The organism is Micromonospora sp. NPDC049366, from assembly GCF_044466625.1.
Classification (GTDB): domain Bacteria; phylum Actinomycetota; class Actinomycetes; order Mycobacteriales; family Micromonosporaceae; genus Micromonospora.
Genome location: NZ_JBITMV010000005.1, coordinates 172405 through 196257, shown reverse-complemented (window position 1 = coordinate 196257; position 23853 = coordinate 172405). Strand labels below are relative to the sequence as shown.

Annotated in this window: 22 protein-coding genes; 12 read left to right on the top strand and 10 right to left on the bottom strand. The window is 73.8% G+C overall.

All coding sequences use genetic code 11. From position 1 onward, the window contains the following. Nucleotides 1-157: 157 nt before the first annotated feature. From ACIBTV_RS10120 to ACIBTV_RS10110, 3 genes are all read left to right on the top strand, one after another. Nucleotides 158-661, top strand: a complete 504-nt coding sequence (locus tag ACIBTV_RS10120; protein WP_396703668.1) for a DUF456 domain-containing protein — start codon at nucleotides 158-160, stop codon at nucleotides 659-661. Nucleotides 662-941: 280 nt separating this feature from the next. Further along, nucleotides 942-2519 (top strand): amino acid permease, encoded by a 1578-nt coding sequence (locus ACIBTV_RS10115; RefSeq protein ID WP_396703667.1) that lies wholly within the window; start codon nucleotides 942-944, stop codon nucleotides 2517-2519. Nucleotides 2520-2619: 100 nt separating this feature from the next. Further along, a complete protein-coding gene (locus ACIBTV_RS10110) occupies nucleotides 2620-2958 on the top strand; it encodes a hypothetical protein (protein ID WP_396703666.1) in 339 nt (112 codons plus the stop codon). A 115-nt stretch (nucleotides 2959-3073) separates the two neighbouring features. On the opposite strand, the gene ACIBTV_RS10105 is transcribed toward ACIBTV_RS10110, so the two are convergent. Further along, nucleotides 3074-3427: a hypothetical protein gene (locus ACIBTV_RS10105; RefSeq protein ID WP_396703665.1), complete on the bottom strand. Its 354-nt coding sequence runs from the start codon at nucleotides 3425-3427 to the stop codon at nucleotides 3074-3076. A gap of 245 nt (nucleotides 3428-3672) precedes the next feature. Between ACIBTV_RS10105 and ACIBTV_RS10100 the strand changes: the two genes are divergently transcribed. Beyond that, complete coding sequence (locus ACIBTV_RS10100) at nucleotides 3673-5148, top strand: tetratricopeptide repeat protein (protein WP_396703664.1); 1476 nt, start codon at nucleotides 3673-3675, stop codon at nucleotides 5146-5148. Between the two features lie 208 nt (nucleotides 5149-5356). Here the strand turns inward: ACIBTV_RS10100 and ACIBTV_RS10095 are convergent, their stop codons facing one another. Continuing rightward, nucleotides 5357-6217 (bottom strand): SDR family oxidoreductase, encoded by an 861-nt coding sequence (locus tag ACIBTV_RS10095; RefSeq protein WP_396703663.1) that lies wholly within the window; start codon nucleotides 6215-6217, stop codon nucleotides 5357-5359. Nucleotides 6218-6339: 122 nt separating this feature from the next. On the opposite strand from ACIBTV_RS10095, the gene ACIBTV_RS10090 reads away from it, so the two are divergent. The 6 genes from ACIBTV_RS10090 to ACIBTV_RS10065 all read left to right on the top strand — a co-directional run bounded on the left by ACIBTV_RS10090 (nucleotide 6340) and on the right by ACIBTV_RS10065 (nucleotide 15210). After that, nucleotides 6340-6960, top strand: coding sequence for a TetR/AcrR family transcriptional regulator (locus tag ACIBTV_RS10090; protein ID WP_396703662.1), 621 nt, complete (start codon nucleotides 6340-6342; stop codon nucleotides 6958-6960). 148 nt (nucleotides 6961-7108) lie between these two features. After that, nucleotides 7109-8473 carry a glutamine synthetase family protein gene (locus ACIBTV_RS10085; protein WP_396703661.1) on the top strand — a complete coding sequence of 455 codons (1365 nt, stop codon included), beginning with the start codon at nucleotides 7109-7111 and terminating at the stop codon, nucleotides 8471-8473. Between the two features lie 123 nt (nucleotides 8474-8596). Beyond that, complete coding sequence (locus tag ACIBTV_RS10080; RefSeq protein WP_396703776.1) at nucleotides 8597-9943, top strand: aldehyde dehydrogenase family protein; 1347 nt, start codon at nucleotides 8597-8599, stop codon at nucleotides 9941-9943. Nucleotide 9944: 1 nt separating this feature from the next. Then, entirely contained in the window at nucleotides 9945-10712 is a 768-nt protein-coding gene (locus ACIBTV_RS10075) for a 3-oxoacyl-ACP reductase (RefSeq protein ID WP_396703660.1), read from the top strand. Beyond that, the gene (locus ACIBTV_RS10070; RefSeq protein ID WP_396703659.1) at nucleotides 10709-11440 is read left to right on the top strand and encodes a gamma-glutamyl-gamma-aminobutyrate hydrolase family protein; all 732 of its coding nucleotides are present in this window, start codon (nucleotides 10709-10711) and stop codon (nucleotides 11438-11440) included. The genes ACIBTV_RS10075 and ACIBTV_RS10070 overlap by 4 nt, the downstream gene beginning before the upstream one ends. Nucleotides 11441-11565: 125 nt before the next feature. After that, nucleotides 11566-15210, top strand: a complete 3645-nt coding sequence (locus ACIBTV_RS10065; RefSeq protein ID WP_396703658.1) for a SpoIIE family protein phosphatase — start codon at nucleotides 11566-11568, stop codon at nucleotides 15208-15210. A gap of 4 nt (nucleotides 15211-15214) precedes the next feature. On the opposite strand, the gene ACIBTV_RS10060 is transcribed toward ACIBTV_RS10065, so the two are convergent. Further along, a complete protein-coding gene (locus tag ACIBTV_RS10060) occupies nucleotides 15215-15529 on the bottom strand; it encodes an STAS domain-containing protein (RefSeq protein ID WP_396703657.1) in 315 nt (104 codons plus the stop codon). 95 nt (nucleotides 15530-15624) lie between these two features. Between ACIBTV_RS10060 and map the strand changes: the two genes are divergently transcribed. Together map and ACIBTV_RS10050 are read left to right on the top strand one after the other, a co-directional pair. Further along, a complete protein-coding gene (map, locus tag ACIBTV_RS10055; protein WP_396703656.1) occupies nucleotides 15625-16482 on the top strand; it encodes a type I methionyl aminopeptidase in 858 nt (285 codons plus the stop codon). Beyond that, nucleotides 16479-17195, top strand: coding sequence for a VIT1/CCC1 transporter family protein (locus tag ACIBTV_RS10050; RefSeq protein ID WP_396703655.1), 717 nt, complete (start codon nucleotides 16479-16481; stop codon nucleotides 17193-17195). The genes map and ACIBTV_RS10050 overlap by 4 nt, the downstream gene beginning before the upstream one ends. Nucleotides 17196-17250: 55 nt before the next feature. On the opposite strand, the gene ACIBTV_RS10045 is transcribed toward ACIBTV_RS10050, so the two are convergent. The 7 genes from ACIBTV_RS10045 to ACIBTV_RS10015 form a co-directional block, all read right to left on the bottom strand. Continuing rightward, nucleotides 17251-17991: a nucleotidyltransferase domain-containing protein gene (locus tag ACIBTV_RS10045; protein WP_396703654.1), complete on the bottom strand. Its 741-nt coding sequence runs from the start codon at nucleotides 17989-17991 to the stop codon at nucleotides 17251-17253. A 106-nt stretch (nucleotides 17992-18097) separates the two neighbouring features. Next, nucleotides 18098-18598, bottom strand: a complete 501-nt coding sequence (locus ACIBTV_RS10040) for a nitroreductase/quinone reductase family protein (RefSeq protein ID WP_396703653.1) — start codon at nucleotides 18596-18598, stop codon at nucleotides 18098-18100. Between the two features lie 57 nt (nucleotides 18599-18655). Then, nucleotides 18656-21448 (bottom strand): FtsX-like permease family protein, encoded by a 2793-nt coding sequence (locus tag ACIBTV_RS10035; protein WP_396703652.1) that lies wholly within the window; start codon nucleotides 21446-21448, stop codon nucleotides 18656-18658. Next, nucleotides 21445-22176: an ABC transporter ATP-binding protein gene (locus ACIBTV_RS10030; RefSeq protein WP_396703651.1), complete on the bottom strand. Its 732-nt coding sequence runs from the start codon at nucleotides 22174-22176 to the stop codon at nucleotides 21445-21447. Before ACIBTV_RS10030 ends, ACIBTV_RS10035 begins: the two co-directional genes overlap by 4 nt. Continuing rightward, the gene (locus ACIBTV_RS10025) at nucleotides 22173-22763 is read right to left on the bottom strand and encodes a PadR family transcriptional regulator (protein ID WP_396703650.1); all 591 of its coding nucleotides are present in this window, start codon (nucleotides 22761-22763) and stop codon (nucleotides 22173-22175) included. Before ACIBTV_RS10025 ends, ACIBTV_RS10030 begins: the two co-directional genes overlap by 4 nt. 130 nt (nucleotides 22764-22893) lie before the next feature. Next, nucleotides 22894-23343: a ferritin-like domain-containing protein gene (locus ACIBTV_RS10020; protein ID WP_396703649.1), complete on the bottom strand. Its 450-nt coding sequence runs from the start codon at nucleotides 23341-23343 to the stop codon at nucleotides 22894-22896. Next, a complete protein-coding gene (locus ACIBTV_RS10015) occupies nucleotides 23340-23789 on the bottom strand; it encodes a hypothetical protein (protein ID WP_396703775.1) in 450 nt (149 codons plus the stop codon). Before ACIBTV_RS10015 ends, ACIBTV_RS10020 begins: the two co-directional genes overlap by 4 nt. Between the last annotated feature and the right edge of the window lie 64 nt (nucleotides 23790-23853).

Here is a 23853-nt window from a genome sequence, read left to right as displayed (position 1 = left end):
CGACAGCACACGAATGGTGACCGCCGAGGCCGGGAATGGTTGCGTGCGTCATGTGGAGCTGACGTCGTGGACGACCCCGGGCGGCCAGACGATTCGGCTTTGAAGGAGCCGTCGCGCACGTGGTGCGGGGCGACATGCAGCGGAGGCGGGTGGTCGGGTGGGCGCGACGGACACGGAGGCGCTGGTCACGGTGGTGGCGGGGCTGGCGATCCTCGCCGGGCTGGCCGGCGTGATCGTGCCCGGGCTGCCGGCCCTGCCGCTGTGCTGGGGCGGCGTGCTGGTCTGGGCCCTGTTCGGCGGCGCCGGCGCCGGCCGCTGGGCGGTGCTCGCAGCCGCCACCGCGGTCGCCGTCGCCGGGACGGTGGTGAAGTACCTGTGGCCGGGGCGGAACCTGAAGCGCACCGGCGTGCCGACGTCCTCGCTGCTCGCCGGGGGCCTGCTGGGCCTGGTCGGCTTCTTCGTCATCCCGGTGGTCGGCCTGGTGATCGGCTTCGTCGGCGGTGTCTGGGCGGCGGAGCGGTTGCGGCTCGGCGACAACCGCCTCGCCTGGCCCGCGACCGTGCAGGCGCTGAAGGCGGCCGGCCTGTCGATGCTGGTGGAGTTCGCGTCCGGTCTGGTGATCGCAGCCCTCTGGGGCGCCGGGCTGCTGCTCGCCTCGTGAGGCGCCGGCGCGGGGTGCCCGTCGGATACGGCGCATCGCCGTAGGGTGAGAGAGAGGTGGACACCCCGCGCCGCCGCGGGCCGGGCGTTGCCGAGCGCCCGGCCGGCCCGTCGCGATCGGGCCTGGTCACGGGCTCAAGGATGCGCCGGACGGGCCGGTCACGGCAACGGAATTAGGCCGGGCGGCGAGGAGATTCCCACCGCCGACGTATTGACCGTCTTGATCGACGGGTGAACACTTTGCCCACTCGCACCGGGGATCCGCCTCGAGGAGGTGTGCAGTGGCCACGACGCCCGCGCCGACCGCCGAGCAACCGATGGACGACGACGCCCGACGGCTCGCCGAACTCGGCTACAAGCAGGAACTGCGCCGCAAGTGGAGCGGCTTCTCCAACTTCGCCATCTCGTTCTCGATCATTTCGATCCTGGCCGGCTGCTTCACCACCTTCGGCCAGGCCTGGAACAACGGCGGTCCGGTCGCGATCTCCTGGGGCTGGCCGCTGATCTCGCTGTTCATCCTGATCATCGGCTTCTGCATGGCCGAACTGGTCTCGGCCTACCCGACCGCCGGGGGCATCTACTGGTGGGCCGCCACCATGGGTCGGCCGGTGCACGGCTGGTTCACCGGCTGGCTCAACCTGATCGGCCTGGTGGCGGTGACCGCCTCGGTCGACTACGGCTGCGCGACCTTCCTCAACCTCACCCTCTCCGCGCTCTTCGACGGGTGGGCCGGCACCCTGCACCAGACCTTCGGTCTGTTCGTGGTGATCCTCGCCCTGCACGGGCTCATCAACATCTACGGGCACCGCATCATCGACGTACTCCAGAACGTCTCGGTCTGGTGGCACGTGGCCGGCGCCGCCGCCGTGGTGGCCATCCTGCTGTTCGTCCCCGACAACCACCAGAGCTTCCAGTTCGTCTTCACCGAGCGGTTCAACAACTCCGGCTTCGGCGACGGCGACAGCGGCGGCCTGACGTTCTGGTTCTACGTGCTGCCGCTGGGCTTCCTGCTCACCCAGTACACGATCACCGGCTTCGACGCCTGCGCGCACGTCTCCGAGGAGACCCGCGGCGCCTCGAAGGCCGCCGCCCAGGGCCTCTGGCGGTCGATCTTCTACTCCGCGGTCGGCGGCTGGATCCTGCTGCTCGCCTTCCTCTTCGCGGCCACCGACGTGGACGCGATCAACGAAGCCGGCGGATTCTCCGGAGCGATCTTCGAGTCCGCGCTCACCCCGTTCTTCTTCAAGACCGTCATCATCATCTCCACCATCGGGCAGTTCTTCTGCGGGATGAGCTGCGTGACCTCGATGTCGCGGATGGCGTACGCCTTCAGCCGCGACCGCGCGGTGCCGGGCTGGCGGCTCTGGTCCCGGGTGGACCGCAACGGCACCCCGGTCAACGCGATCATCGCGGCCACCCTGGCCGGGCTGGTGCTCACCCTGCCCGCGCTCTACCAGCGGGCCGGCGTGCCGGTCGCCTTCTACGCGGTGGTCTCGGTCGCGGTGATCGGGCTGTACCTGTCCTTCCTCATCCCGATCTTCCTGCGGCTGCGGATGGGGGACCGGTTCGTGCCGGGCCCGTGGACGCTGGGTCGCAGGTACAAGGTTCTCGGCTGGGTCGCGGTGATCGAGATCGCGATCATCTGCGTCTACTTCGTGCTGCCGATCGTCCCGGCCGGTGTGCCCGGCAGCGCGGACTTCACCTGGACCGCCGTCAACTACGCCCCGCTCGCCGTCGGCGGGGTGCTGTTCGGCGTCGCCGTCTGGTGGTACGTCTCCGCCCGGAAGTGGTTCACCGGCCCCCGCCGTACCGTCGACGTGCCGGACCAGCGCCGCGCACCGGCCGACGAGCCGGCCTGATCCCTCCTCGTCGGCGCCGGGCCACCCGGCGCCGACGGGGAGCGCCGGGGGCCGCGGGAGCCGCGCCGCGGCGGGGAAGCACGGGTTCCTCGCGGAGACGGTGCAGCAGGCGCGCCGCGTGCTCGACGCCGAGGACGGCTGGCCCACGTACGACACGGGCCTGGAGTTCCAGGGCCGGGCCATGCACGCCATGTCCGAGACCCCCGACGCGGCGTACGCCCCCGACGTGCCGGTGGCGCTCTACCTCATCTGGGGAGCACTGACGGATGAGATGGACGCGCCGGGGAGAGGCTCCCCGGAACAGGACGCCGCCGCGGTCCGGCGCATGAAGCAGGCGGCGGCGGAATGGCTGACGGTCGTGGACTCGCCGGAAGGCAGGACGGCGTACCTCGATCGCTGGGTACACGAGGAGTGCGGCTACGCACGGCGGGAAACCTGACTCGGCGACCCGTGCTCAACGGCCGCTCACCACGCCACCGCGCCTTCATCGCGCCGGGTGGCGCAAGCCACTTGGTCACCGGTATGGCCAAGGGAAGATCAAGGCCGCACCAGGATCAGCTCCGGCGGAGCACCAGCGTCACGAAGCCCAGGACGTCGCGGTACCCGCGCAGCCACTGGTCCCGGTGCTCCCGGGCGACGGCGAGCGCCTCGGCGGCGTCCGGATGGCCGGGGTTGTCCAGCGCCCACTCGGTGAGCGAGCCGACCCACGACCATTCGTAGTCGTCCCACTCGGCGGCGTCGCTGACATGGGCGTACACCGGGGTCCAGCCGGCCTCCTCGGCGGCGTCGACCAGGCCGGCGAGGTCGGTGAACTCCTCCGGCTTCGCGTCGAGGGCGGCGAGTGCCGCCGGCGTTGGCGGTACCTGCCAGAATCCCTCGCCGACCAGCAGGATGCCGTCGGCGTTCACATGCCGGCCGGCCAGCTTCAGCGTTTCGCCGCCCGCCCGCCCGGCGCAGGAGCCGGTTGACGTTGACGCCGAAGATCGGGGCCGCGATCGGGTGGTGCGAGTGCGCGATGCTGCTGAGCCGTTGACGATCCACCGGCAGAGTCAACACGAATCCCGCCGACGCGCGCACCCCCGTTGTCGTGCCGGGCGCGCCGAGGCGCTCACAGGGGCCGCGAAGATCGGTGGGCACCCCTAGACTGCGGCGCGTGACGACACCCCCCACCCCGGTCGAGCTGGCCTTCGCGCTGTTGCAGGAGGGCCGGATCGGCGACGCCGAGAACCTTATGACGCGCGAGGCGCAGACCACCGCGGACCGGCACGGCACGGGCAGTCCCGAATGGGCCTCGGCGCAGTGCGATCTCGGCACCGTGCTGCTCAACGCCGATCAACTCGACCGCGCGGCGGAGTGCTTCCGCCGTGCCGCCTCCGTGCCGCCGCGTGATCACGAGTCCCGCAAGGAGCAGTTGACCTACCGGCTCAACCTGGGCCTGGCGCTGCGCATGGCCGGGCGACTCGACGAGGCCGAGACGGAGCTCCGCCAGGGCGTCCAGGAGCGGCTCGCCTTCTACGGCCGCGAGCACGCCGGGTACGCGTTCGGCCTGGAACCGCTGGCCGACCTGCTGCGGCAGCGTGGTGACCTGGCGGGTGCCCGGGAGGTCGTCGAGGAGGCGGTGGCCAACCTGTGGCGTAACGGGCACGAGCGGGTGGCCTCCGCGTTGGCGTTGCGAGCGGCGATCGTGCACGCCGGGGGCACCCGCGAGCCGCTCTTCGTCGGCCTGCACCAACTGCCCGACGAGGTCGTCGAGCAGGTCGGCCAGGTCGTCATCCAGCTGCTGGACCGCGACGATCCGGCCTCCAAGCCCCTGCTCACCGCCCTGGTCGCGGCCCTGGAGGAGCGGCTCGGTGTCGACCACCAGGCGACGCTCAACGCCCTGTCCGTGCTGGCGAACCTCGGCCGTGACCTCGGTGACCAGGCCGGGCGGATCGACGCGATCGAGCGCGTGCTCGCCTCGTACGACCGTCAGGGCCGGCCGGAGCAGGCGCTGATGGCGGCGCTCGGCCTGGCGATGGCTCAGGACGAAGCGGGCGACACCGAGGCGGGGCTGCGCACGTACGCGTCGGCGGCCGCGCGGGCGGAGCGCATCGGCCGTCCGGAGCTGCGGAGCCAGGTGCTGCGCAACTGGGGTCTCGCGCTGAAGGAGGCCGGCCAGGTGGGCCCGGCGGAGCAACGGCTGACCGAGGCGGTGGAGCAGGCGCGCCGCGGGGCCGACCACGACATGGTCGGGCGGGCCGGCGTCGCCCTGGGCCTGTTCCTCCAACACGAGGGACGGCTGTCGGAGGCCCGCGCGGTCCTGGAGGAGGGCCTCGCCGTCCTGGATCCCGTGCACCCGGACGCGATCGTCGGCCGCAGCCACCTCGGTGCGGTGCTCGACGGCCGCACCTGCGGGTGCGGTGACATGCCGGGCAGCATCGCCGACGCGTACCGTGAGTTCGTCCTGACGAGGCTGCCCGCGGACCTGCTCGACCGCCTCGACGTGGCGATCGTGGACGGCGACTTCAAGATCGAGGTGGGGCTGCGGCGCGAACCGACCGAGTCCGAACTCGAACGGCTCAACCAGGTCTTCCAGACCGCGCACGCCGAGTTCCGCCGCCGGATCAGCGAGCCCCACTACGCCGGCTGACCGCCCGACCGCGGCAGCGGTTCCAGGGCACCGGCCCGGTCGCGGCGCGAGGTTCCGGTGTGGAGGGTGCCGCCGTCCCGGGCCGTGCAGGGCGGCGACAATGGCAGGTCCGGGGTGAGCCGATGCCACGCCACCGCGCCGGAGGGCCCCACATTGACCTTGAAGTCGGGCGTGTGGGGCCCACGACGCTTGGTGACGCGGAAGGTCGTCAGTGCGTACCGCTGGGGGCGGGGACGGCACGCTCCGCCGCTCGGCTGACGTGTTCCCAGCCCGCCCAGGTGTCCATTCGCCGGCGCGAGATGTCGAACGCCAGGTCGTAGACCATTCCGCCGAGCAGGAGCCGCAACGGCGGGTCGTCGCTGTCGACCAGTTTCAGCAGCGCCTCGGCGGCGAGTCGGGGATCGCTGTCGATGGATCCCTCCGCCCACTGCCGTTCCAGCTCCGCGCGCAGTGGACCGTAAGCCTCCATCGGAGTCGTGGAGGTCATGCTGGTGTACAGGTCCGTCCAGTAGCCGCCGGGCTGCACGATGCTGACCTTCACGCCGAACGCTGTCCCCTCCATCGCCAGTGCCTCGCTCAGGCCTTCCAGGGCGAACTTGCTCGCGCTGTACATCCCGGTGCTGGGGAAGCCGCCGAGTGCGGCGATGCTGGAGATCTGCACGATGTGGCCGGCACGCCGGGCGCGTAGGTGCGGCAGGACGGCCTGGCTGACCCAGAGCGCACCGAAGAGGTTGACCTCGAACTGGGCACGCGCCTCAGCTTCGGTGAACTCTTCGATCATGCCCATGGACAAGGTGCCGGCGTTGTTGACGACGATGTCGAGCTGCCCGAAGTGCTCGACCGCGGTGGCCACGGCGGCGAATGCCGCCGCCCGGTCGGTCACATCGAGCGGCAGGGCGAGCAGCCGGTCACCGTATCGCTCATCGAAGTCGTCCCGCGTGATGCTCCGAGCGGCGGCGACCACCCGGTCACCCCGTTCGAGTGCCGCGATCGTGAACGCGCGGCCCAGACCACGGCTGGCGCCCGTGATGAACCAGGTACGCGAAACGGTGCTGGGTGAGGTGTGCAAACGCGTTCTCCACTTCCCAATGCCGAGACGAGACGGTTCGTCTCGCTGCTGAGGTGAGGATATGGCAGAGGCCCCCGATGCGCAAGACGAGACGGTCCGTCTTGTCCGGTAGCGTGGGGCAGGTGACGACACCACACCGAGCAACGCCCAGCGCGACCCGCCGCAACGAAGCCTCGCGGCGCGCCATCCTCGCCGCCGCGTTCGACCTGCTCCAGGAAGTCGGATACGCCAAACTCGGCATCGAGGGGATCGCCGCACGCGCCGGCGTCGGCAAGCAGACCATCTACCGCTGGTGGCCGTCGAAGGGCGCCGTCATCTTCGACGCGTTCCTCATGCTCAGTGAGGGCGGCGAGGGCGAACCTCCCGTGCTGCCCGACACCGGTGACCTGGAAGCCGACCTGACCGCGGTGCTGCACGCCACGGTCGCGGAGTTGACTGATCCCCGGTACGACCGGCCGATGCGCGCGCTGGCCACCGAGATCGCGAACGACCCCGAACTTGCCGCCGCCTACAGCCAACGGCTGGACGGGCCGATGAAGGAGGCCAAGCGGCAACGGCTGGCCAGCGCCCAGCGGGCCGGGCAACTCGCCGAAGACCTCGACCTCGACGTGGCCGTGGAGATGATCTGGGGCCCGGTGCTCAACCGCTGGCTGCAACGCAGCGGACCACTCACCGCCGAATACACCGACCGTGTCCTCGCCACCGCCCTCAACGGCTTGCGCCCACGTCCGTCCGGCCGTTGAGCCGACATCTGATGGCGCGTAGGAGCTTCCCGGCCCGCCCGGCGACCGGTATCCGCCCCCTCGGCCGATCGCGTTTGCGACGGTGGCCGCAGGGGGCATTGACGGTGATCCGGTTCTGCCAGTAGACCTTGGTGATGGAGGCGCGCCGATGAGGAAAGCTCCGCTCACGCTGGAACAGTTGCGCGTCGCGGTCGCCGAGCGCGAGATCGACACCGTGGTGCTGGCGCTGGTCGACATGCAGGGCCGCCTCCAGGGCAAGCGGTTTCACGCCCCCTACTTCCTGGACGAGGTCGTGGCGCACGGCAGCGAGGGGTGCAACTACCTGCTCGCCGTGGACGTCGACATGAACACCGTCGACGGCTACGCGATGTCGAGCTGGGAGCGGGGCTACGGCGACTTCGCCATGAAGCCCGACCTCACCACCCTGCGCCGGGTGCCGTGGCAGCCGGGCACCGCCATGCTCCTGGCCGACCTGGAGTGGCTGGACGGCTCCGGGCCGGTCGTCGCCTCACCCCGGCAGATCCTGCGTCAGCAGCTCGACCGGCTGGCGGAGCACGGGCTCACCGCGTACGCGGGCACCGAACTGGAGTTCGTGCTGTTCCGCGACTCGTACGAGGATGCCTGGCAGCGGGGCTACCGCGAGCTGACGCCCGCGAACCAGTACAACGTGGACTATTCGCTGATCGGCACCGCCCGGGTCGAGCCGCTGCTGCGCCGGATCCGCACCGAGATGGCCGGCGCCGGGCTGACCCCGGAGAGCGCCAAGGGCGAGTGCAACCTCGGCCAGCACGAGATCGCCTTCCGCTACGACGAGGCGGTGGCCTGCGCCGACCACCACGTCATCTACAAGAACGGGGCGAAGGAGATCGCCGCCCAGGAGGGCATGTCGATCACCTTCATGGCCAAGCCGAACGCCCGGGAGGGCAACTCCTGCCACATCCACTTCTCGCTGCGCGACGCCGACGGCCGCTCCGCCATGCTCGGCGACGGGCCGGCGCACCTGTCGACCACCGGCCAGCGGGTGCTGGCCGGGCTGCTGGCCACCATGCGCGAGTTCAGCCTGCTGTTCGCCCCCAACGTCAACTCCTACAAGCGCTACCAACCGGGCTCTTTCGCCCCGACCGTGCTGCGCTGGGGCACCGACAACCGCACCTGCGCGCTGCGGCTGGTCGGGCACGGCCAGGGGATGCGGGTGGAGAACCGGGTGCCGGGTGCGGACGTCAACCCGTACCTGGCGATCGCCGCGCTGGTGGCCGGCGCAGTGCACGGCATCGAGCGGGAGCTGGAGCTGGGCGAGGAGTGCGCCGGCAACGCCTACGACGACGGGGACGCCGAGCGGGTGCCCGGCACGCTCCGGGACGCGCTCACGCTCTGGGAGTCCTCGGCGACGGCGAAGGACGCCTTCGGGAGCGAGGTGGTCGCCCACTACGCCAACAACGCGCGGGTGGAGCTGGCCGCCTTCGACGCCGCCGTAACGGACTGGGAGCTGCAACGTGGCTTCGAACGCCTGTGACCCCGCCCCGCCCCGTCCCACCGTCGACCATGGAGTTGCGGTGCCCGGTTCGTGGCGCTCAGCGGGTTTCGCGGGGTGCCACAACTCCATGGTCGGCGAGTAGGGGGTGGGTACGTGACCCAGGTGGTCAATCCGGCGACCGGTGAGGCGCTGCGTGAGGTGGCGGCCACCTCGCTCGCCGAGACGGATGCGGCGATCGAGCGGGCGGCGGCGGCGTTCGAGACGTGGCGCGCGGTTTCGCCGGGGGACCGGGCGCGGCTGCTGCGGCGGTTCGCGGCCGTGGTCGACGCGCACCTGGAGGAGTTGGCGCAGCTGGAGGTGCGCAACTCCGGGCACACCATCGGCAACGCCCGGTGGGAGGCCGGCAACGTCCGCGACGTGCTCGACTACTACGCCGGGGCGCCCGAGCGGCTGACCGGCCGGCAGATCCCCGTGCCCGGCGGCCTGGACGTCACCTTCCACGAGCCGCTCGGCGTGGTCGGAGTGATCGTGCCGTGGAACTTCCCCATGCCGATCGCCGGCTGGGGCTTCGCCCCGGCGCTCGCGGCCGGCAACACCGTGGTGCTCAAACCCGCCGAGCTGACCCCGCTGACCGCCCTGCGCCTGGCCGAACTGGGCCGCGAGGCCGGCCTCCCGGAGGGCGTGTTCACCGTGCTCCCCGGCGCGGGCCGGGTGGTCGGCGAGCGCTTCGTCAGCCACCCCGCGGTCCGCAAGGTCTGCTTCACCGGCTCGACCGAGGTCGGCACCCGCATCATGGCCGGCTGCGCCGAGCAGGTGAAGCGGGTCACCCTGGAGCTGGGCGGCAAGAGCGCCAACCTGGTCTTCGCCGACGCCGACCTGGCGAAGGCGGCGGCGACCGCGCCGTACGCCGTCTTCGACAACGCGGGCCAGGACTGCTGCGCCCGCTCCCGGATCCTGGTCCAGCGGCCGGTGTACGACCGGTTCCTCGAACTCCTCGAACCGGCGGTCCGCGCGTTCCGCGTCGAGGACCCGGCCCGCGACACCGCCGAGATGGGACCGCTGATCTCCGCCGACCAGCGCGACCGGGTCGCCGGCTACGTCGACGGCGCGAAGGTCGCCTTCACCGGCTCCCGGCCCGACGGCCCCGGCTTCTGGTACGCCCCGACGGTGCTGCTCGCCGACTCGCCCGCCGACCGGCACTGGCGGGAGGAGATCTTCGGCCCGGTGGTCTCGGTGCTCCCGTTCGACGACGAGGCCGACGCGATCCGACTCGCCAACGACACCGAGTACGGCCTCTCCGGCTCGATCTGGACCCGCGACGTCGGCCGGGCGCTGCGGGTCGCTCGGGGCGTCGAGTCCGGCAACCTGAGCGTCAACTCGCACTCCTCGGTGCGCTACTGGACGCCGTTCGGTGGGATGAAGCGCTCCGGGCTCGGCCGCGAGCTGGGCCCGGACGCGCTGCACGCCTTCACGGACGTCAAGAACGTGTTCATCAGCACGGAGGAGTGAGATGCAGGGTCGGTTGCAGGACCGGGTGGCCGTGGTGACCGGGGCGGGCAGCGGGATCGGGCTGGCCACCGTGCGGCGGTTCGCCGCCGAGGGCGCCCGGGTGATCTGCGTGGACATCGACGCGGAGGCGGGCGGGCGCGCCGCGGACGAGGTGGGCGGGGAGTTCGTCGCCGCGGACGTGGCCGACGAGGCGGCCGTCCGGGACCTCTTCGACGGGGTGGCCGAGCGGCACGGCCGGGTGGACGTCGCGTTCAACAACGCCGGCATCTCGCCGCCGGACGACGACTCCATCCTGGAGACCGGTCTGGACGCCTGGGAGCGGGTGCTGCGGGTCAACACCACGAGCGTCTACCTCTGCTGCAAGTACGCCATTCCGCACATGCGCCGCCAGGGCAAGGGTTCGATCATCAACACCGCCTCCTTCGTGGCGCTGATGGGCGCGGCGACCTCGCAGATCGCGTACACGGCGAGCAAGGGCGGGGTGCTGGCGATGACCCGGGAGCTGGGCGTGCAGTTCGCCCGGGAGGGGATCCGCGTCAACGCGCTCTGTCCCGGCCCGGTCGCCACCCCGCTGCTGCTGGAGCTCTTCGCCAAGGACCCGGAGCGCGCCGCCCGTCGCCTCGTTCACGTGCCGATGGGCCGGTTCGGCAACCCGGAGGAGATCGCCGCCGCGGTGGCGTTCCTGGCCAGCGACGACGCCTCCTTCATGACCGCCGCCCAGTTCGTGGTGGACGGCGGGATCACCGGCGCGTACGTCACACCCCTGTGAGCCGGGTCACCCGTACCCTGATCGGCGTCAGCGCGTACGTCGAGCCGGCCGGCTGGGCGGTCTGGCGGAACGTGCCGGCGGTGCTGGTGCCCGAGGCGTACGTCCGGGCGGTGACCCGGGCCGGCGGCCGGGCCGTGGTGCTGCCTCCGGACGACCGGGACGCCGACGTGCTGCGGGTGCTGGACGGGCTGATCCTGGCCGGTGGCGCGGACGTCGAACCGGCGCGGTACGGCCAGCTCCCCGGCCCGCGCACGCAGACCCGGCCGCTGCGGGACGCCGGCGAGCTGACCCTGCTGACCGGCGCGCTCGCCGCCGAGGTGCCGGTGCTCGGGATCTGCCGGGGGATGCAGCTGCTCACCATCGCGTACGGCGGTTCGCTGCACCAGCACCTGCCCGACGTCGTCGGGCACGAGCGGCACCGGCCCGCCCCGGGGGTCTACGGCGCGCACCCGGTCCGGTTCGCCCCGGGCAGCCTGGCGGCGCGGGCGATGGCGGGGGTGGACCGGGTCAACTCGTACCACCACCAGGGGGTTGCCGACCCCGGCCGGCTGGCGGTGACCGGCTGGGCGGACGACGGCGTCGTCGAGGCGGTGGAGGACCCGGACCGGCCGTTCGTGCTGGGTGTGCAGTGGCATCCGGAGAACGAGGCGGATCCCCGGCCGGTCGACGCGCTGGTCGCGGCGGCGTACGACCGGGCCGCCGGCCGGCTGTCGGACCCCCGTCAGTGAGACGGTCCTAACCAGCGTCCCGGGCGTCCCACGTGTTACGTCTCCGGTGCGCCGGGGTACAAGGCCGGGCACGACGGGTGGGATCAATCGGCCGGGTGGTGCGGACGGCCGGATCGGGAGGGCGAATGAGTTCGGCGCTGGGGGGCGCGGACGCGGGGCAGCTCCCGGTCGCCGACGGGGAACTGCCCCCACCACTCGCCGCGGCCTTCGCGGCCGGCGGTGAGATGGGCCGGCAGCTGCGCGATTTCGACTGGGACAGCACCCCGCTCGGCGCCCCGGCCCGTTGGCCGGCGGAGCTGGCCGGTGCGGTGGGCACGATGCTGGCGTCCAGCGCGCAGATCGTGATGTTCTGGGGCGACGACGAGCTGGCCTTCTACAACGACGCCTACCGGCCGACGATCGGCGGCAAGCACCCGCACGCGCTCTGCCGGCCGGCCCGGACGTCCTGGTCGGAGACGTGGGAGGTGCTCGGCCCGCTGCTGGCGGACGTGCGCCGCACCGGGCGGTCCTACCGGGGCGAGGACCATCCGTTCCGCATCGAGCGGCACGGCTTCCTGGAGGAGACGTACTTCGACGTCTCGTACGACCCGATCCGCGGCGCGAACGGCTCGGTCGCCGGCGTCTTCTGCATCGTGAGCGAGACCACCGGCCGGGTGCTCGGGGAGCGGCGGCTGCGTGCGCTCGCCGAGCTCGGCTCCGAGTTGGTCGACGCGGGCACCACCGCCGAGCTGGGGCGTTCCGCCGCCGCCGTGCTCGACCGGCACCGGGCCGATGTGCCGTTCGCGCAGATCTGGCTCCGCGACGGCGCCGGCGGGTTCAGCCTCGCCGGGGCGAGCGGCATCGAGGCGACGGCCGGCGCGGGCGTACCGGAAATGGTCCTCGCCGCCGTCGACGGCGGGTCCGGCGAGGTGCCGGTCGCCGACCTGCTCGACCCGGCGCCCGCCACGGCCGCCGACCGGGCGCTGGTGCTGCCGCTCACCGCCACCAACGAGACCGTCGGCGCGCTCGTCGTGGGCGTCGCCCGCCGGCTCCCGCTGACCGACGAGTACCGGGACTTCCTCGGCCTGGTCGCGGCCCAGATCTCCCGGGCGGCGGGCCGCCAGTGGGCGTACGAGCAGGAACGCGACCGCGCCGCCGAGCTGGCCGCACTGGACCGGGCCAAGACCAACTTCTTCGCGAACGTGAGCCACGAGTTCCGCACCCCGCTCACGCTCCTGCTGGGGCCGCTGGAGGACCTGCTCGCCGACCCCGCCCTGCCGGCCACCTACACCGACCGGTTCACCGTGATGCACCGCAACGCACTGCGCCTGCTTCGGCTGGTCAACACGGTGCTCGACTTCTCCCGGCTGGAGTCCGGCCGGCTGGCCGCCCGCTACCAGGCCACCGACCTGGCCGACTACACCGCCCGATTGGCCAGCACGTTCCGCTCGGCGATCGAACGGGCCGGGCTGCGGCTCGTGGTGGACTGCCCGCCCCTGCCCGCGCCGGTGTTCGTCGACCGGGACATGTGGGAGAAGATCGTTTTCAACCTGATCTCGAACGCCGTCAAGTTCACCTTCGACGGCGAGATCCGCGTGCGGCTGCTGGCGTCGGGCGGCACCGCCCGACTGGAGGTCACCGACACCGGCGTCGGCATTCCGCCGGACGAGGTGCCGCACGTCTTCGAGCGGTTCCACCGGGCGGACGGGGTGCGGGCGCGTACCCACGAGGGCACCGGCATCGGCCTCGCGCTGGTGCGGGAGCTGGCCCAGATGCACGGCGGCGAGGTCACGGTGACCAGCCGGGTGGCCGAGGGCAGCACCTTCATCGTGACCGTGCCGTTCGGCACCGGGCACCTGCCGCCCGAGCGCGTGATCGAGGCGGATCCGGCTCCCGCGGTGCTCGACCAGGCCCGGCTCCTCGCCGCGGAGACCGCCCTGTGGGCCGGCGTCGACGAGGTGGCGGCCTTGCCCGCCACCACCACTCCCGCCGGCCGCATCCTCGTCGTGGACGACAACGCCGACCTGCGCGAACACATCCGCCGGCTGCTCGCCCCGACGTGGGAGGTGGTCACCGCGAGCGACGGCGTCGAGGGGCTGCGTCTCGCCGTGGACGGCGGGTTCGACCTGGTGCTCAGCGACGTGATGATGCCCCGGCTGGACGGTTTCGGGCTGGTGGCCGCGCTGCGGGCCGACCCGCGCACCCGCCACCTGCCGATCGTCCTGCTCTCCGCCCGGGCCGGCTCCGCCGAGGCGGTGGCCGGGCTCTCGGCCGGCGCCGACGACTACCTGACCAAGCCGTTCTCCGGGCAGGAGCTGACCGCCCGCGTCCGCGCGAACGTCGAGCTGGGCCAGCTGCGCGGGCAGATCATCCGCCGGCTGCGGATCCTGGCCGACGCGGCGGTGGCGGTGAACACCGTCCGATCCACCGAAGACGTGGTCAAGGTCGCCGCCCGGCACGCGCTGCGCCTGGTCGGGGCCGCCCGGGTGGTGGTCAGCGCGGGCGGGGCCCGCTTCGAGGCGGACGGCGGCGGGACCACCGCCGTCGAGCCCTCCTTCGTGCTGGCGCTCGCCGGCACGGGTGGGGAACCGCTCGGTGAGCTGCGGGTGTGGCGGCACGACGGGGACGGCACGGAGACCGACGGGGCCGCCCTGACGCAGCTGGGCCGGCTGGTCGGTGTGCGGCTGGAGAACGCCCGGCTCTACGAGGCCGAACACCGGATCGCCACCACCCTTCAGCACAGCCTGCTGCCGCGCTCGCTGCCCCAGCTGCCCGGCGCGGTGGTCGCCAGCCGTTACCTGCCGGGCAGCGCCGACGTCGAGGTCGGTGGCGACTGGTACGACGTGGTAGCCCTGGCCGGCCGGGAGCTGGTGCTGGTCATCGGGGACGTCGTGGGCAAGGGCGTACGGGCCGCGGCGGCGATGGGGGAGATCCGCAACGCGCTGCGGGCCTACCTGCTGGAGGGCTTCGACCCGGGCGAGTCGCTGACCCGGCTGAACCGGCTGCTCGCCTCGACCGAGGCCCGCACCCTGGCCACCGTCGTCTGCCTCCTGTTCGACCCCCGCACCGGGCGCCTGCGGTACGCCAGCGCCGGGCACCCGTCGCCGCTGGTCATCCGGGGTGGCGACGCCCGCTTCCTGCACGATCGGGCGCTCGGGCCGCCGGTCGGCGCGCTGGCCGACACGGCCTACCGGACGGTGGCGGGCGAGCTGCCCGCCGGCAGCCGGCTCCTGCTCTACACCGACGGGCTGATCGAGGACCGGCACCTCGGCATCGACGCGGCGCTGGCGCGGCTGCGCCAGGACGCCGCCCGGCCGGGGGAGCACGTGGCGGACCTCGTCGACGCCGTGGTGGCGCCGGTCGCCGAGCGGCCCCGGCGCGACGATGTGGCGGTGCTCGCGCTGGAGGCGGCCGAACTCAACCGTTTCGCGCTCCGGCTGCCCGCCGACCCCACCCGGCTGAGCGTGCTCCGCAAGCGGCTGGAGGACTTCCTCGTCGCGCACGACGTCGGTGAGACGGACCTGTTCGACCTGACGGTGGCCATCTCCGAGGCGGCGGCCAACGCGATCGAGCACCCGGTGGACCCGGCCGAGCCGGTGATCGCCGTCGAGGTGACCATCGCGGACCGGTCCGTGGTGGCGACGGTGCGCGACAGCGGGCGCTGGCGCGAGTCGACCGGCTCCGGCTTCCGCGGGCGCGGCCTCTCCCTGATCCAGGCGCTGGGGGAGCTGTCGGTCCGGCGCACCGATGCCGGCACCGAGGTGACCCTGCGTCGGCGGTTGCAGGAGTGAGCCGTCAGGCCGGGTCGAGCCAGGCCTGCTCGCCGAGGCCGGAGATCTCCAGCACCCGACGGACCTGCCGGGACGGCAGCACGGTGAGCGCGCCGGGGAGCCGCTGGGCCAGCCGGACGAGGGCGTGGATCGCAGCCGAGTCGAAGAAGGTCACCGCGCGCAGGTCCAGCGTCACCCGCGCGGCCGGCTCGCGGAGCGCGGTCTGGAACATGGTGTCGGCGGTCGCCATGTCGACCTCGCCGACCACCCGTACGCGGAGCTGATCCCCGTCGGTCTCCGCCGTGGCGGAGAAGACGGGCGGCACTGCCCCTTGATCCACGCAGACACCATGGCACAGCCCCGCCGGGCCCGGCAACAACCCGCGCGGCGGGACCGCGGCGGGGCTCACCCCGGTCGCGGAGATAGGCTTTTCCCATGACCGTCCGTGCGCCGCTGACCCCAGGCACGCTCTCCCCGTGGCGACCGGTGCCTGCCGAGATCCCCCGCCCCGAGTACGTGGGCAAGAAGGCCCCGCAGGAGTGGCGCGGGTCGCACGTGCAGACCCCGGAGACCATCGAGAAGATGCGGGTCGCGAGCCGGCTGGCCGCCCGGGCGACCCAGCTCGCGGGCGAGCACTGCAAGCCGGGCGTGACCACCGACGAGATCGACAAGGTGGTGCACGAGTTCCTCTGCGACCACGGCGCCTATCCCTCGACGCTGGGCTACCGGGGCTTCCCCAAGTCCTGCTGCACCAGCATCAACGAGGTGATCTGCCACGGCATCCCGGACAGCACGGTCCTGCAGGACGGCGACATCATCAACATCGACGTCACCGCGTACATCAACGGGGTGCACGGCGACACCGATGCCACGTTCTGCGTCGGCGAGGTCAGCGAGGAGGCCCGGCTGCTGGTCGAGCGCACCCACGAGGCGATGATGCGGGGCATCCGCGCGGTGGCGCCGGGCCGGCAGATCAACGTGATCGGCCGGGTCATCGAGTCGTACGCCAAGCGCTTCGGCTACGGCGTGGTCCGCGACTTCACCGGTCACGGGATCGGGGAGACCTTCCACAGCGGGCTCTACGTGCCGCACTACGACAGCCCCCGGCCCACCGACATCATGGAGCCCGGCATGACGTTCACCGTCGAGCCCATGATCACCCTCGGCACCTACCAGTACGACATGTGGGACGACGGCTGGACCGTCGTCACCAAGGACCGGAAGTGGACGGCCCAGTTCGAGCACACCATCGTGGTGACCGAGGACGGGCACGAGATCCTGACGTTGCCGTGACCGACACCCCGGCGGCGCTGCGCGAGGCGCACCACGCGGACGTGTCCGGCGGCTGGCTCCGACCCGCCGTGTTCGGCGCGATGGACGGCCTGGTCACCAACATCGCCCTGATCGCCGGTGTCGGCGGTGGCGGTGTCTCGCCGCGCAGCATCGTGCTCACCGGCGCCGCCGGCCTGGTCGCCGGCGCCATCTCGATGGGGCTGGGCGAGTACACCAGCGTCCGGTCCGCCAACGAGCAGGTGGCGGCCGAGGTCGCCAAGGAGCGGCGGGAGCTGGAGCGGCACCCCGAGGCGGAGGCCCGCGAGCTGGCCGACGCGTGGGTGTCGCGGGGGCTGCCCCGCGACCTCGCCATGCAGGTGGCCGAGGCGATCCGGCGCAACCCGGAGGAGGCGCTGCGGGTCCACGTCCGGGAGGAGTTGGGCGTCGACCCGGACGACCAGCCGAGCCCGTGGGCGGCGGCGATCTCCTCGTTCCTGTTCTTCTCCGTCGGCGCGCTCGTGCCGCTGCTGACGTACCTCATCGGCTTCACGAGCCTCTGGCTGGCGCTCGGCGTCGGCGGGCTCGGGCTGTTCGTGGCCGGCGCGGTGGTCGCCCGGTTCACCAACCGCCCCTGGTGGTCCAGCGGTCTGCGTCAGCTGCTGCTCGGCTCGGCTGCCGCCGCCGCGACCTATGGCATCGGCGCCCTGATCGGCGTCCAGGGCGGCCTCGGCTGACCCCACCGCGACGGGCCGAAACTGCAAGATCGCGGGGGCTGGTCGCGGGGGCGGGCTAGGTGTGGGCGATGAGGTCGTCCACGGTGCCGTCCACGGGTTGGCCCCGGGCGGTCAGCTCCGCCGACTGGCGGGTGAGCACCGCGCCCACCTCCGTCATGTCCGCGCCGGCCAGGCCGGTACGGCGTACCGCGTCACCGGGGTCGCGGAAGTAGGTGCGGCTGAGCAGCCCGTTCACCGTCGCCGCCGCCAGTCGGGCCTCGCCGAGCATGAGCAGCGCCTGGTCCGTCTCGTACCACTCGGCGAGGCGGGCGGCCCGGGCGTGCGCCGCGTACCCCCGGTACCAGGCCTGACGGGCGGCGGCGCTGAACTCCGCCGGGCGGGCCCGGGCCAGCCGCCCCAGGTGCTCGTCCCGCAGCGTGTGCAGCCAGTCGCCGGGGTCGTGCAGGGGGCGGGTGGTGACGTACCGGTCGGCGGTCAGCGGCCAGCGCGACGTGATCACCCGGGCGCGCGCGAGGTAGTCCTCAGCGGCGGCGACCGTCAGCTCGACCAGCACGCCGTCGACCCGGCGGGTGGCCGGGGCCGGGCCGGTGCCGGGCCGGTAGGTGACCACCAGCAGGCCGACCTCGCCGTCGCCACCCCCGTCGTCGTCGCCGTGAGCCAGCGGCCCGTGCACCGCGACGGCGAGCACGTCGGCCGGGTAGCGGCGCCGGGCCGCCTGCGCCGCGCGTTCGGCCACCGTCCACCGGGGATCGGCCAGGTGACGATCGACCTCGGTGTCCTCGCTGCCCGCGCTCACGCCGACCACCCCTGCCTCGCGACTGGCGGACGCTGCGCCGTCGCCCGGCCGGTCAGCGCGCCGGCCGGCCGCGACCGTCCGCGCCGGTCACCCCGCTGGCACCACCCTAGCCACGGTCGTCCGCGTCGGCCGGCGCGCCGCGCCCGACCGGCACCAGTCGGAAGACGCGGATCTCCCGGCCGCCGGCGCGGCGCAGGTACGTCTGGTAGGCCGGCCACTCGGTGACCAGCAGCCGCCAGAGCCGTTCCCGCTCCTCGCCGGTGGCGACCTGGGCGCGGACCGATATCCGTCGACCGCGCACGGCGACCTCGGCGTCGGGCAGGGCGAGCAGGTTCATCGTCCAGCCAGGATGGTGGGTCTGCCCCCAGTTCGAGCCGGTCACCACGTAGGCGTCGCCGTCGCGGACGTAGAGCAGGGGGTTGCTGCGGGGCTTGCCCGAGCGGCGGCCGGTGGTGGTCAGGACCAGGGACGGGGCCAGCCCGAGCGCGACCACCCGGCCCCGGGTGAGGCGGCCCACCGCCCGGTCGGCCGGGACGAGGAGACGGGCGGCGGCGGCGAACCATCGGTGATGACCGAGGCGGCGGGTGAGGGATCCGAGCACGGACACGGGGAACAGTGTGCCGGTCCACCCGCTCCGGCGGCACCCCCCGACGCTGCCGCCGGCTCAGTCCAGCCGCCGCTCCACCGGCAGCCGGGACCGGGTGAACAGCCCGGCGCCGAGCATGGTCACCAGCGGCACCAGCGCCAGCACACCGAGCGCCGTCCACGGCACCACCAGGGGGTACGGCTCCTGCACCGGCCAACTGTCGGCGTACTGCCGGTTGGTCGAGAAGAGGACGATCGTGGCGGTGCCCAGGCCGGCCACGATGCCGAGCACCGAGCCGAGACCGGCGATCACCCCGGCCTGGCAGAGCGAGAGCAGCCGGCGTACGCCCGGACTGGCTCCCACCGCGGCGAGGGTGGACAGGTCGGCGCGGCCCTCGGCAGCGGCGAGCCCGGTGGCGATTCCGGCCGCGCCCACCGTGATGAGCCCGGCGGCGGCCGGGAGCAGGAGCAGCAAGGGTGCGTCCCGGTCCGGCGGCCGGCCCGGCTCGGTCGTCACCGAGACCGGTCCGGCCGGCCGCAGCGCGCCGGTGAACGCGTCGATCCGGGTCCGGTCCGGTGTGTCGGGGGTGGCGATCGCCCACGACGTGACCGCTCGGGTGAGCCCGAGCCGGCTGGCCGTGGCGGGGGAGAGCACCAGCCGGTCCGGGCCGATCTCGACGGGCAGCGCGTACCCGGCGAGCACGCTGACCGTCCGGGCCGGCGGCCGGTCCACGGCGTCGCTCCGGTCCACCGCGACCGCGACCCGCCCGTCCCGCACCTGACGTGCGTCGGTCACGACCACCCCTCCGGCGCGGAGCGTGGCGGCAGCCGCCGCCACGTCGGCCGGTGCCGCCCCGGTGAGGATCGGCAGCGCGCTGCCGTCGTCGATCAGCACCTGCACGTAGGACCCGTAGTAGTCGCCGAACCGCTGCTCGCAGCGGGGGTCGGCCCGGGCCAGCCGCCGCTGCGCCGTGCTGAGGGCGTCGCTGGGAAGCCACGGGCAGGTCGCCCCCGGCGGTGGTACGGGGCTCACGTCGCAGAAGGCCGCCGAGCCCTGGGCTGAGCCGCACGCGACGGTGGAGACCGGCGCGACGGCCCGGGCGTCGAGGTGGGCCCGGGCGGCCTCGGTGACCTGCCGGAGCGACGGCACCGGCCGGTCCGTCCCCTCGGGAGTGACCAGCACGCTCCCGGGGGGCATCGTCACCTGGTGGACGGCGGCCGTGCGGGCCTGGTCGCTGGCCAGGTAGGCGCCGAGGGCCACGCTGCCGGCGACCGCGGCCATCACGGCGGAGATCGCGGGCGCCGCGGCGGCCCGGTTGCGGCTCGCGTCGCGCAGCGCGATCCGGGGCGCCAACGGCAGCGCCCGGCCGAGCCGGGCGAGCAGGCCGATCAGAGTCGGAATGCAGAAGACCAGCCCCAGCTCACCGAGGATGAGGCCGGCGAGGATCACCACCGGTGTCGGTCGGGTGGCGCCCAGCGCGGCGATGACCGCGCCGCCGACGGCCAGGGTCAGCCCGAGGGCTAACCACCGGCCGCGGTGCCGTGCCGGGGTGCGCCGCCCGGCCAACCCCGCGACCACGTCCTGCCGGGCGGCGGTCCAGGCCGGGGCGAGCGCGGCGAGCACTCCGGCCAGCACGGCGACCCCGGCGATCACCACCAGCGCCGCCGGCCAGCACCGGTAGCCGCCGTAGCGTGCGCCGTTGACGTACTGCTCCACGAGTGGCCGGGCGGCGAACGCCGCCGCGACGCCGAGCAGCACCCCGGTGACCGCCCCGAGGCAGCCCAGCACCACCCCGTCGGCCAGCACCACCCGCCGTAGCTGGGCGGCGTCGCCGCCGGCCACCGCGACCAGGGCGAGGTCGCGCCGCCGGCGACGGACGCCGACGGCGAAGGCGGGCCCGACCAGCAGGACCACCTCCAGCAGCCCGAGCCCGCCGATCAGCAGGCCGACGCCCAGGTCGTCCACGTCCGTCGGCGAGTCCCCGCCCGGCCAGAGGCGGGGGGTGCCGGGGTCGTCCCCGGCCCGCGTGGTCACGAGGATGCCCCGCTCGTTCAGCCGGTGTACCAGGTCGGCGGGCACCCCGCCGGGCAGTGCGGCCAGCCAGGTCGGCGCCGCCGGTTCACCGGGCGGCGCGTCGCCGGGGTGCCGTACGACGACCGGCCCCAGATCGTCCGGGAACTCGACCACCCCGACGACCCGGACGGTGGCCGAATCGTCGGCGACGGTGACCGTGCCGTCGAGGCGTACGTGGAGGCGGCGCAGGGCGGCCCGGCTCGCGGCGATCTCGCCCGGACCGGCCGGTGCCCGCCCGGCGAGCAGCCGGGCCGTGCCGCGGGCGAGCGGGTCGGTGAGGTCGAGGTCGCGCGCCGTCATCGACTCGCCGTGGCCGTCCACGCGGAACGTGACCGGTGTCGGCCGGGGACTCTCGACGGCTCGCGCGCCCGGCCCGAGCAGCTCCTCCAGCTCCGGGGTGCTGGTCGGACGGGTGGGTGCCGAGAGGTCGCCGCCCTGGGTGTACCAGCTCTCTCCCCACCGGTCCTGCACCACCGGCACGCCGCCGGTCCAGCTCAGCACGGCGTCGGCGGCCCCGAGCCGCCGGTCGATCCGCTCCTCCCGGGTGAGGTGGGCCATGTCGTAGCTGGCGGCCAGGAACGACAGGGCGAGCACCGGCAGGGCGATCATCGCCAGCACCAGCGCGGTCCGGCCCCGTGCGCGGCGGGCCTCCCGGCGGGCGATGCGCAGCGCCGCGCGCCACGAGCCCGCCAGCTCGGCGACCCGGCGTGGCCGACCCGCCGGGGCTCCGGCGCCGGGCGGCACCTCCCGCGCCGCGCCGGCCGGCAGCCGGAACCGGACGCCGGGGCGGAGGGTCACCGGCCGCTGCCGGTCAGCAGCTGCTCGACGCTGCCGAGCGGGGCCGTCGAGTCGACCAGCACCCCGTCCCGGAGGAAGACCACCCGGTCGGCCCAGCCGGCGTGCCGTGCCTCGTGGGTCACCAGCAGACCGGCGGCGCCGGCGTCGACGCGGCGACGCAGCAGGTGCAGCACCGCCTCGCCGGTCTGTGAGTCCAGGGCGCCGGTCGGCTCGTCGGCCAGCACCAGCCGGCGCTCACCCACCAGCGCCCGGGCGATCGCCACCCGCTGCTGCTGGCCGCCGGAGAGTTGGTCCGGGAAGCGGTCGCCCAGCCCCGGCAGACCGACCTCCGCGAGCGCGGCCAGCGCCAGCTTGCGTGCCCGCCGTACGCCGGTGCCGTCGAGCTCCAGCGGTAGCGCGACGTTCTCGACGGCGCTGAGGCTGCCCAGGAGATTGAGGTTCTGGAAGATGTAGCCGATGCGGCGGCGGCGCAGCTGGGCCAGGCCGCGCCGGTCCAGGGCGGCCAGTGACTGGCCCTCGACGCGTACGTCACCGGCGGTGGGGCTGTCCAGACCACCGGCGAGCGCCAGCAGGGTCGACTTGCCGGAGCCCGAGGGGCCCATGACGGCCACCAGTTCGCCGGTCCGGACCGTCAGGCTCACCCCGCGCAGCGCGTGTACGGCGGCCGCGTCGGCGCCGTGGGTGCGGTGGACGTCGCGCAGGTCGAGCACGATGCCCGGTCCACTCACCGTCGTGCCTCCTCGTCGGACGGCCACACCGCCTCGGCCGGTGTCGCGCCGGGCTGCTGCCCGGGCGCGGGCGGCCGGTACCGCACCAGGCTGGTCTCGCAGTGGTCCAGCCACCGCACCTCGGCCTCGGCCTGGAACACCATCGCGTCGAGCACCAGCCGCCAGGGTAGGTCCTCGGGCCGGTCGCTGGCGTACTTCAACCGGGTCAACTCCTGCAACGCGCGCATGGTCGCGCTGCGCTGCGTCTGCACGACGGACCGGACGTCCACGCCGGGGGTGGTGAGCGCGAGAGCCAGCTTGATCGCCAGCTCGTCGCGCGGGCGGTCGTTGCGGCTGATCGGGGTGGCGAACCAGAGCGCCAGGTCCGCCCGTCCGGCGTCGGTGATCTCGTACGGGCGCTGCCCCGCCTCGCTCTCCGGCAGCGAACGCACCAGGCCGTCCCGCTCCAGGCGGGACAGCGTGGTGTAGACCTGCCCGATGTTCAGCGGCCAGGTCGAGCCGGTCGACTCCTCGAACGCGGCCCGCAGCTGGTAGCCGTACATCTGGCCGCGTTCGAGCAGGGCGAGCAGCCCGTGACGGATGGACATGGCCCGGAGTATGCATACCTGGTATGCGAGCTGCAAGTGGAGTTCCGTCCTCCGCTCTCCGCCCGGTGGACGGAGAAGGGGACGGAACGCCGCCGCCGGGAACGAACCGGGCGGCGGGACCGCCGGTCGGTCAGGTGGGGCGGCCCGGGAACGGCACCGTGAGCGGGGTCACGCCGGCGGTCCTGCGCCACCGGGTGGCCCGCACCGCGTAGTCGAGCAGCGCGTCCAGCGCCTGGTCCCGGTCGCTGCCCGTGGTCGCCGCGAGCGCTGCCCGCCAGTGCGCAGCCGTACGCTCCTCGACCTCCACGGCCAGCCGCAGGGCGCTCGCCCGATCGGTGATCGGGAACGGCAGCGCGTAGCCGGCGTGGTCCGGCGGGACGGTGGCGCCCGAGGTGCTGAGCTGCATCACCAGCGCGTCCCGGCGGCGCCGGTGCGCGGCCTCCGCCTGCCGCGCGGAGGTGCGGGCCGCGCCCGAGAGCCGGACCCCGATCGGTCCGTACGCGTAGATGGCCGCGTACTCGGCGCTGAGTGCCGCGCCGAGCGCCTCGGCGGGGGTGGTCCGTGCCGCGCGCTCGATCACTTCAGGGCCTCCAGGTGGGTGGCTCGGGCGGCCGCGATCGACCCGACCAGGGCCGCACGTTCGGCGGGTGCGGCGGCGCAGGCCGTGACGGCGGCGTTCCGGGCGGCCTGCTCGGCCTGGCGCAGCGCGGCGAGGGCGGCGTCGGCCCCGGCCGGCGGCGTGCCGGTCGCGCTCGGCGCGGGCGACGGCGGCGTCGCGCCGATGACCCGCGCCAGTTCGGCGGCGTGGGACTCGTGGGTCTCGGCGATCGGGGTGAGCCGGTCCGCCAGCTCCGGCACGGCGCCCGCCGCCTCCCGGTAACTCGCCGCGAGCGCCAGCGCCTCGTCCAGCAGCGGGTGCAGCGGATCGGCGGCCGGGGGCGGCCCCTCGTCCCGGTCGAACAGGCCGCAGCCGGCCAGCGGCACCGCCACGCCGCCGAGGGCCACCAGCCCTCCGGCACGTAGCAGACCGCGCCGGGAGGGTCGGAATATCCCGTTTCGCTGTGTAGTCGTCCCCGTCGCCACCGCACAA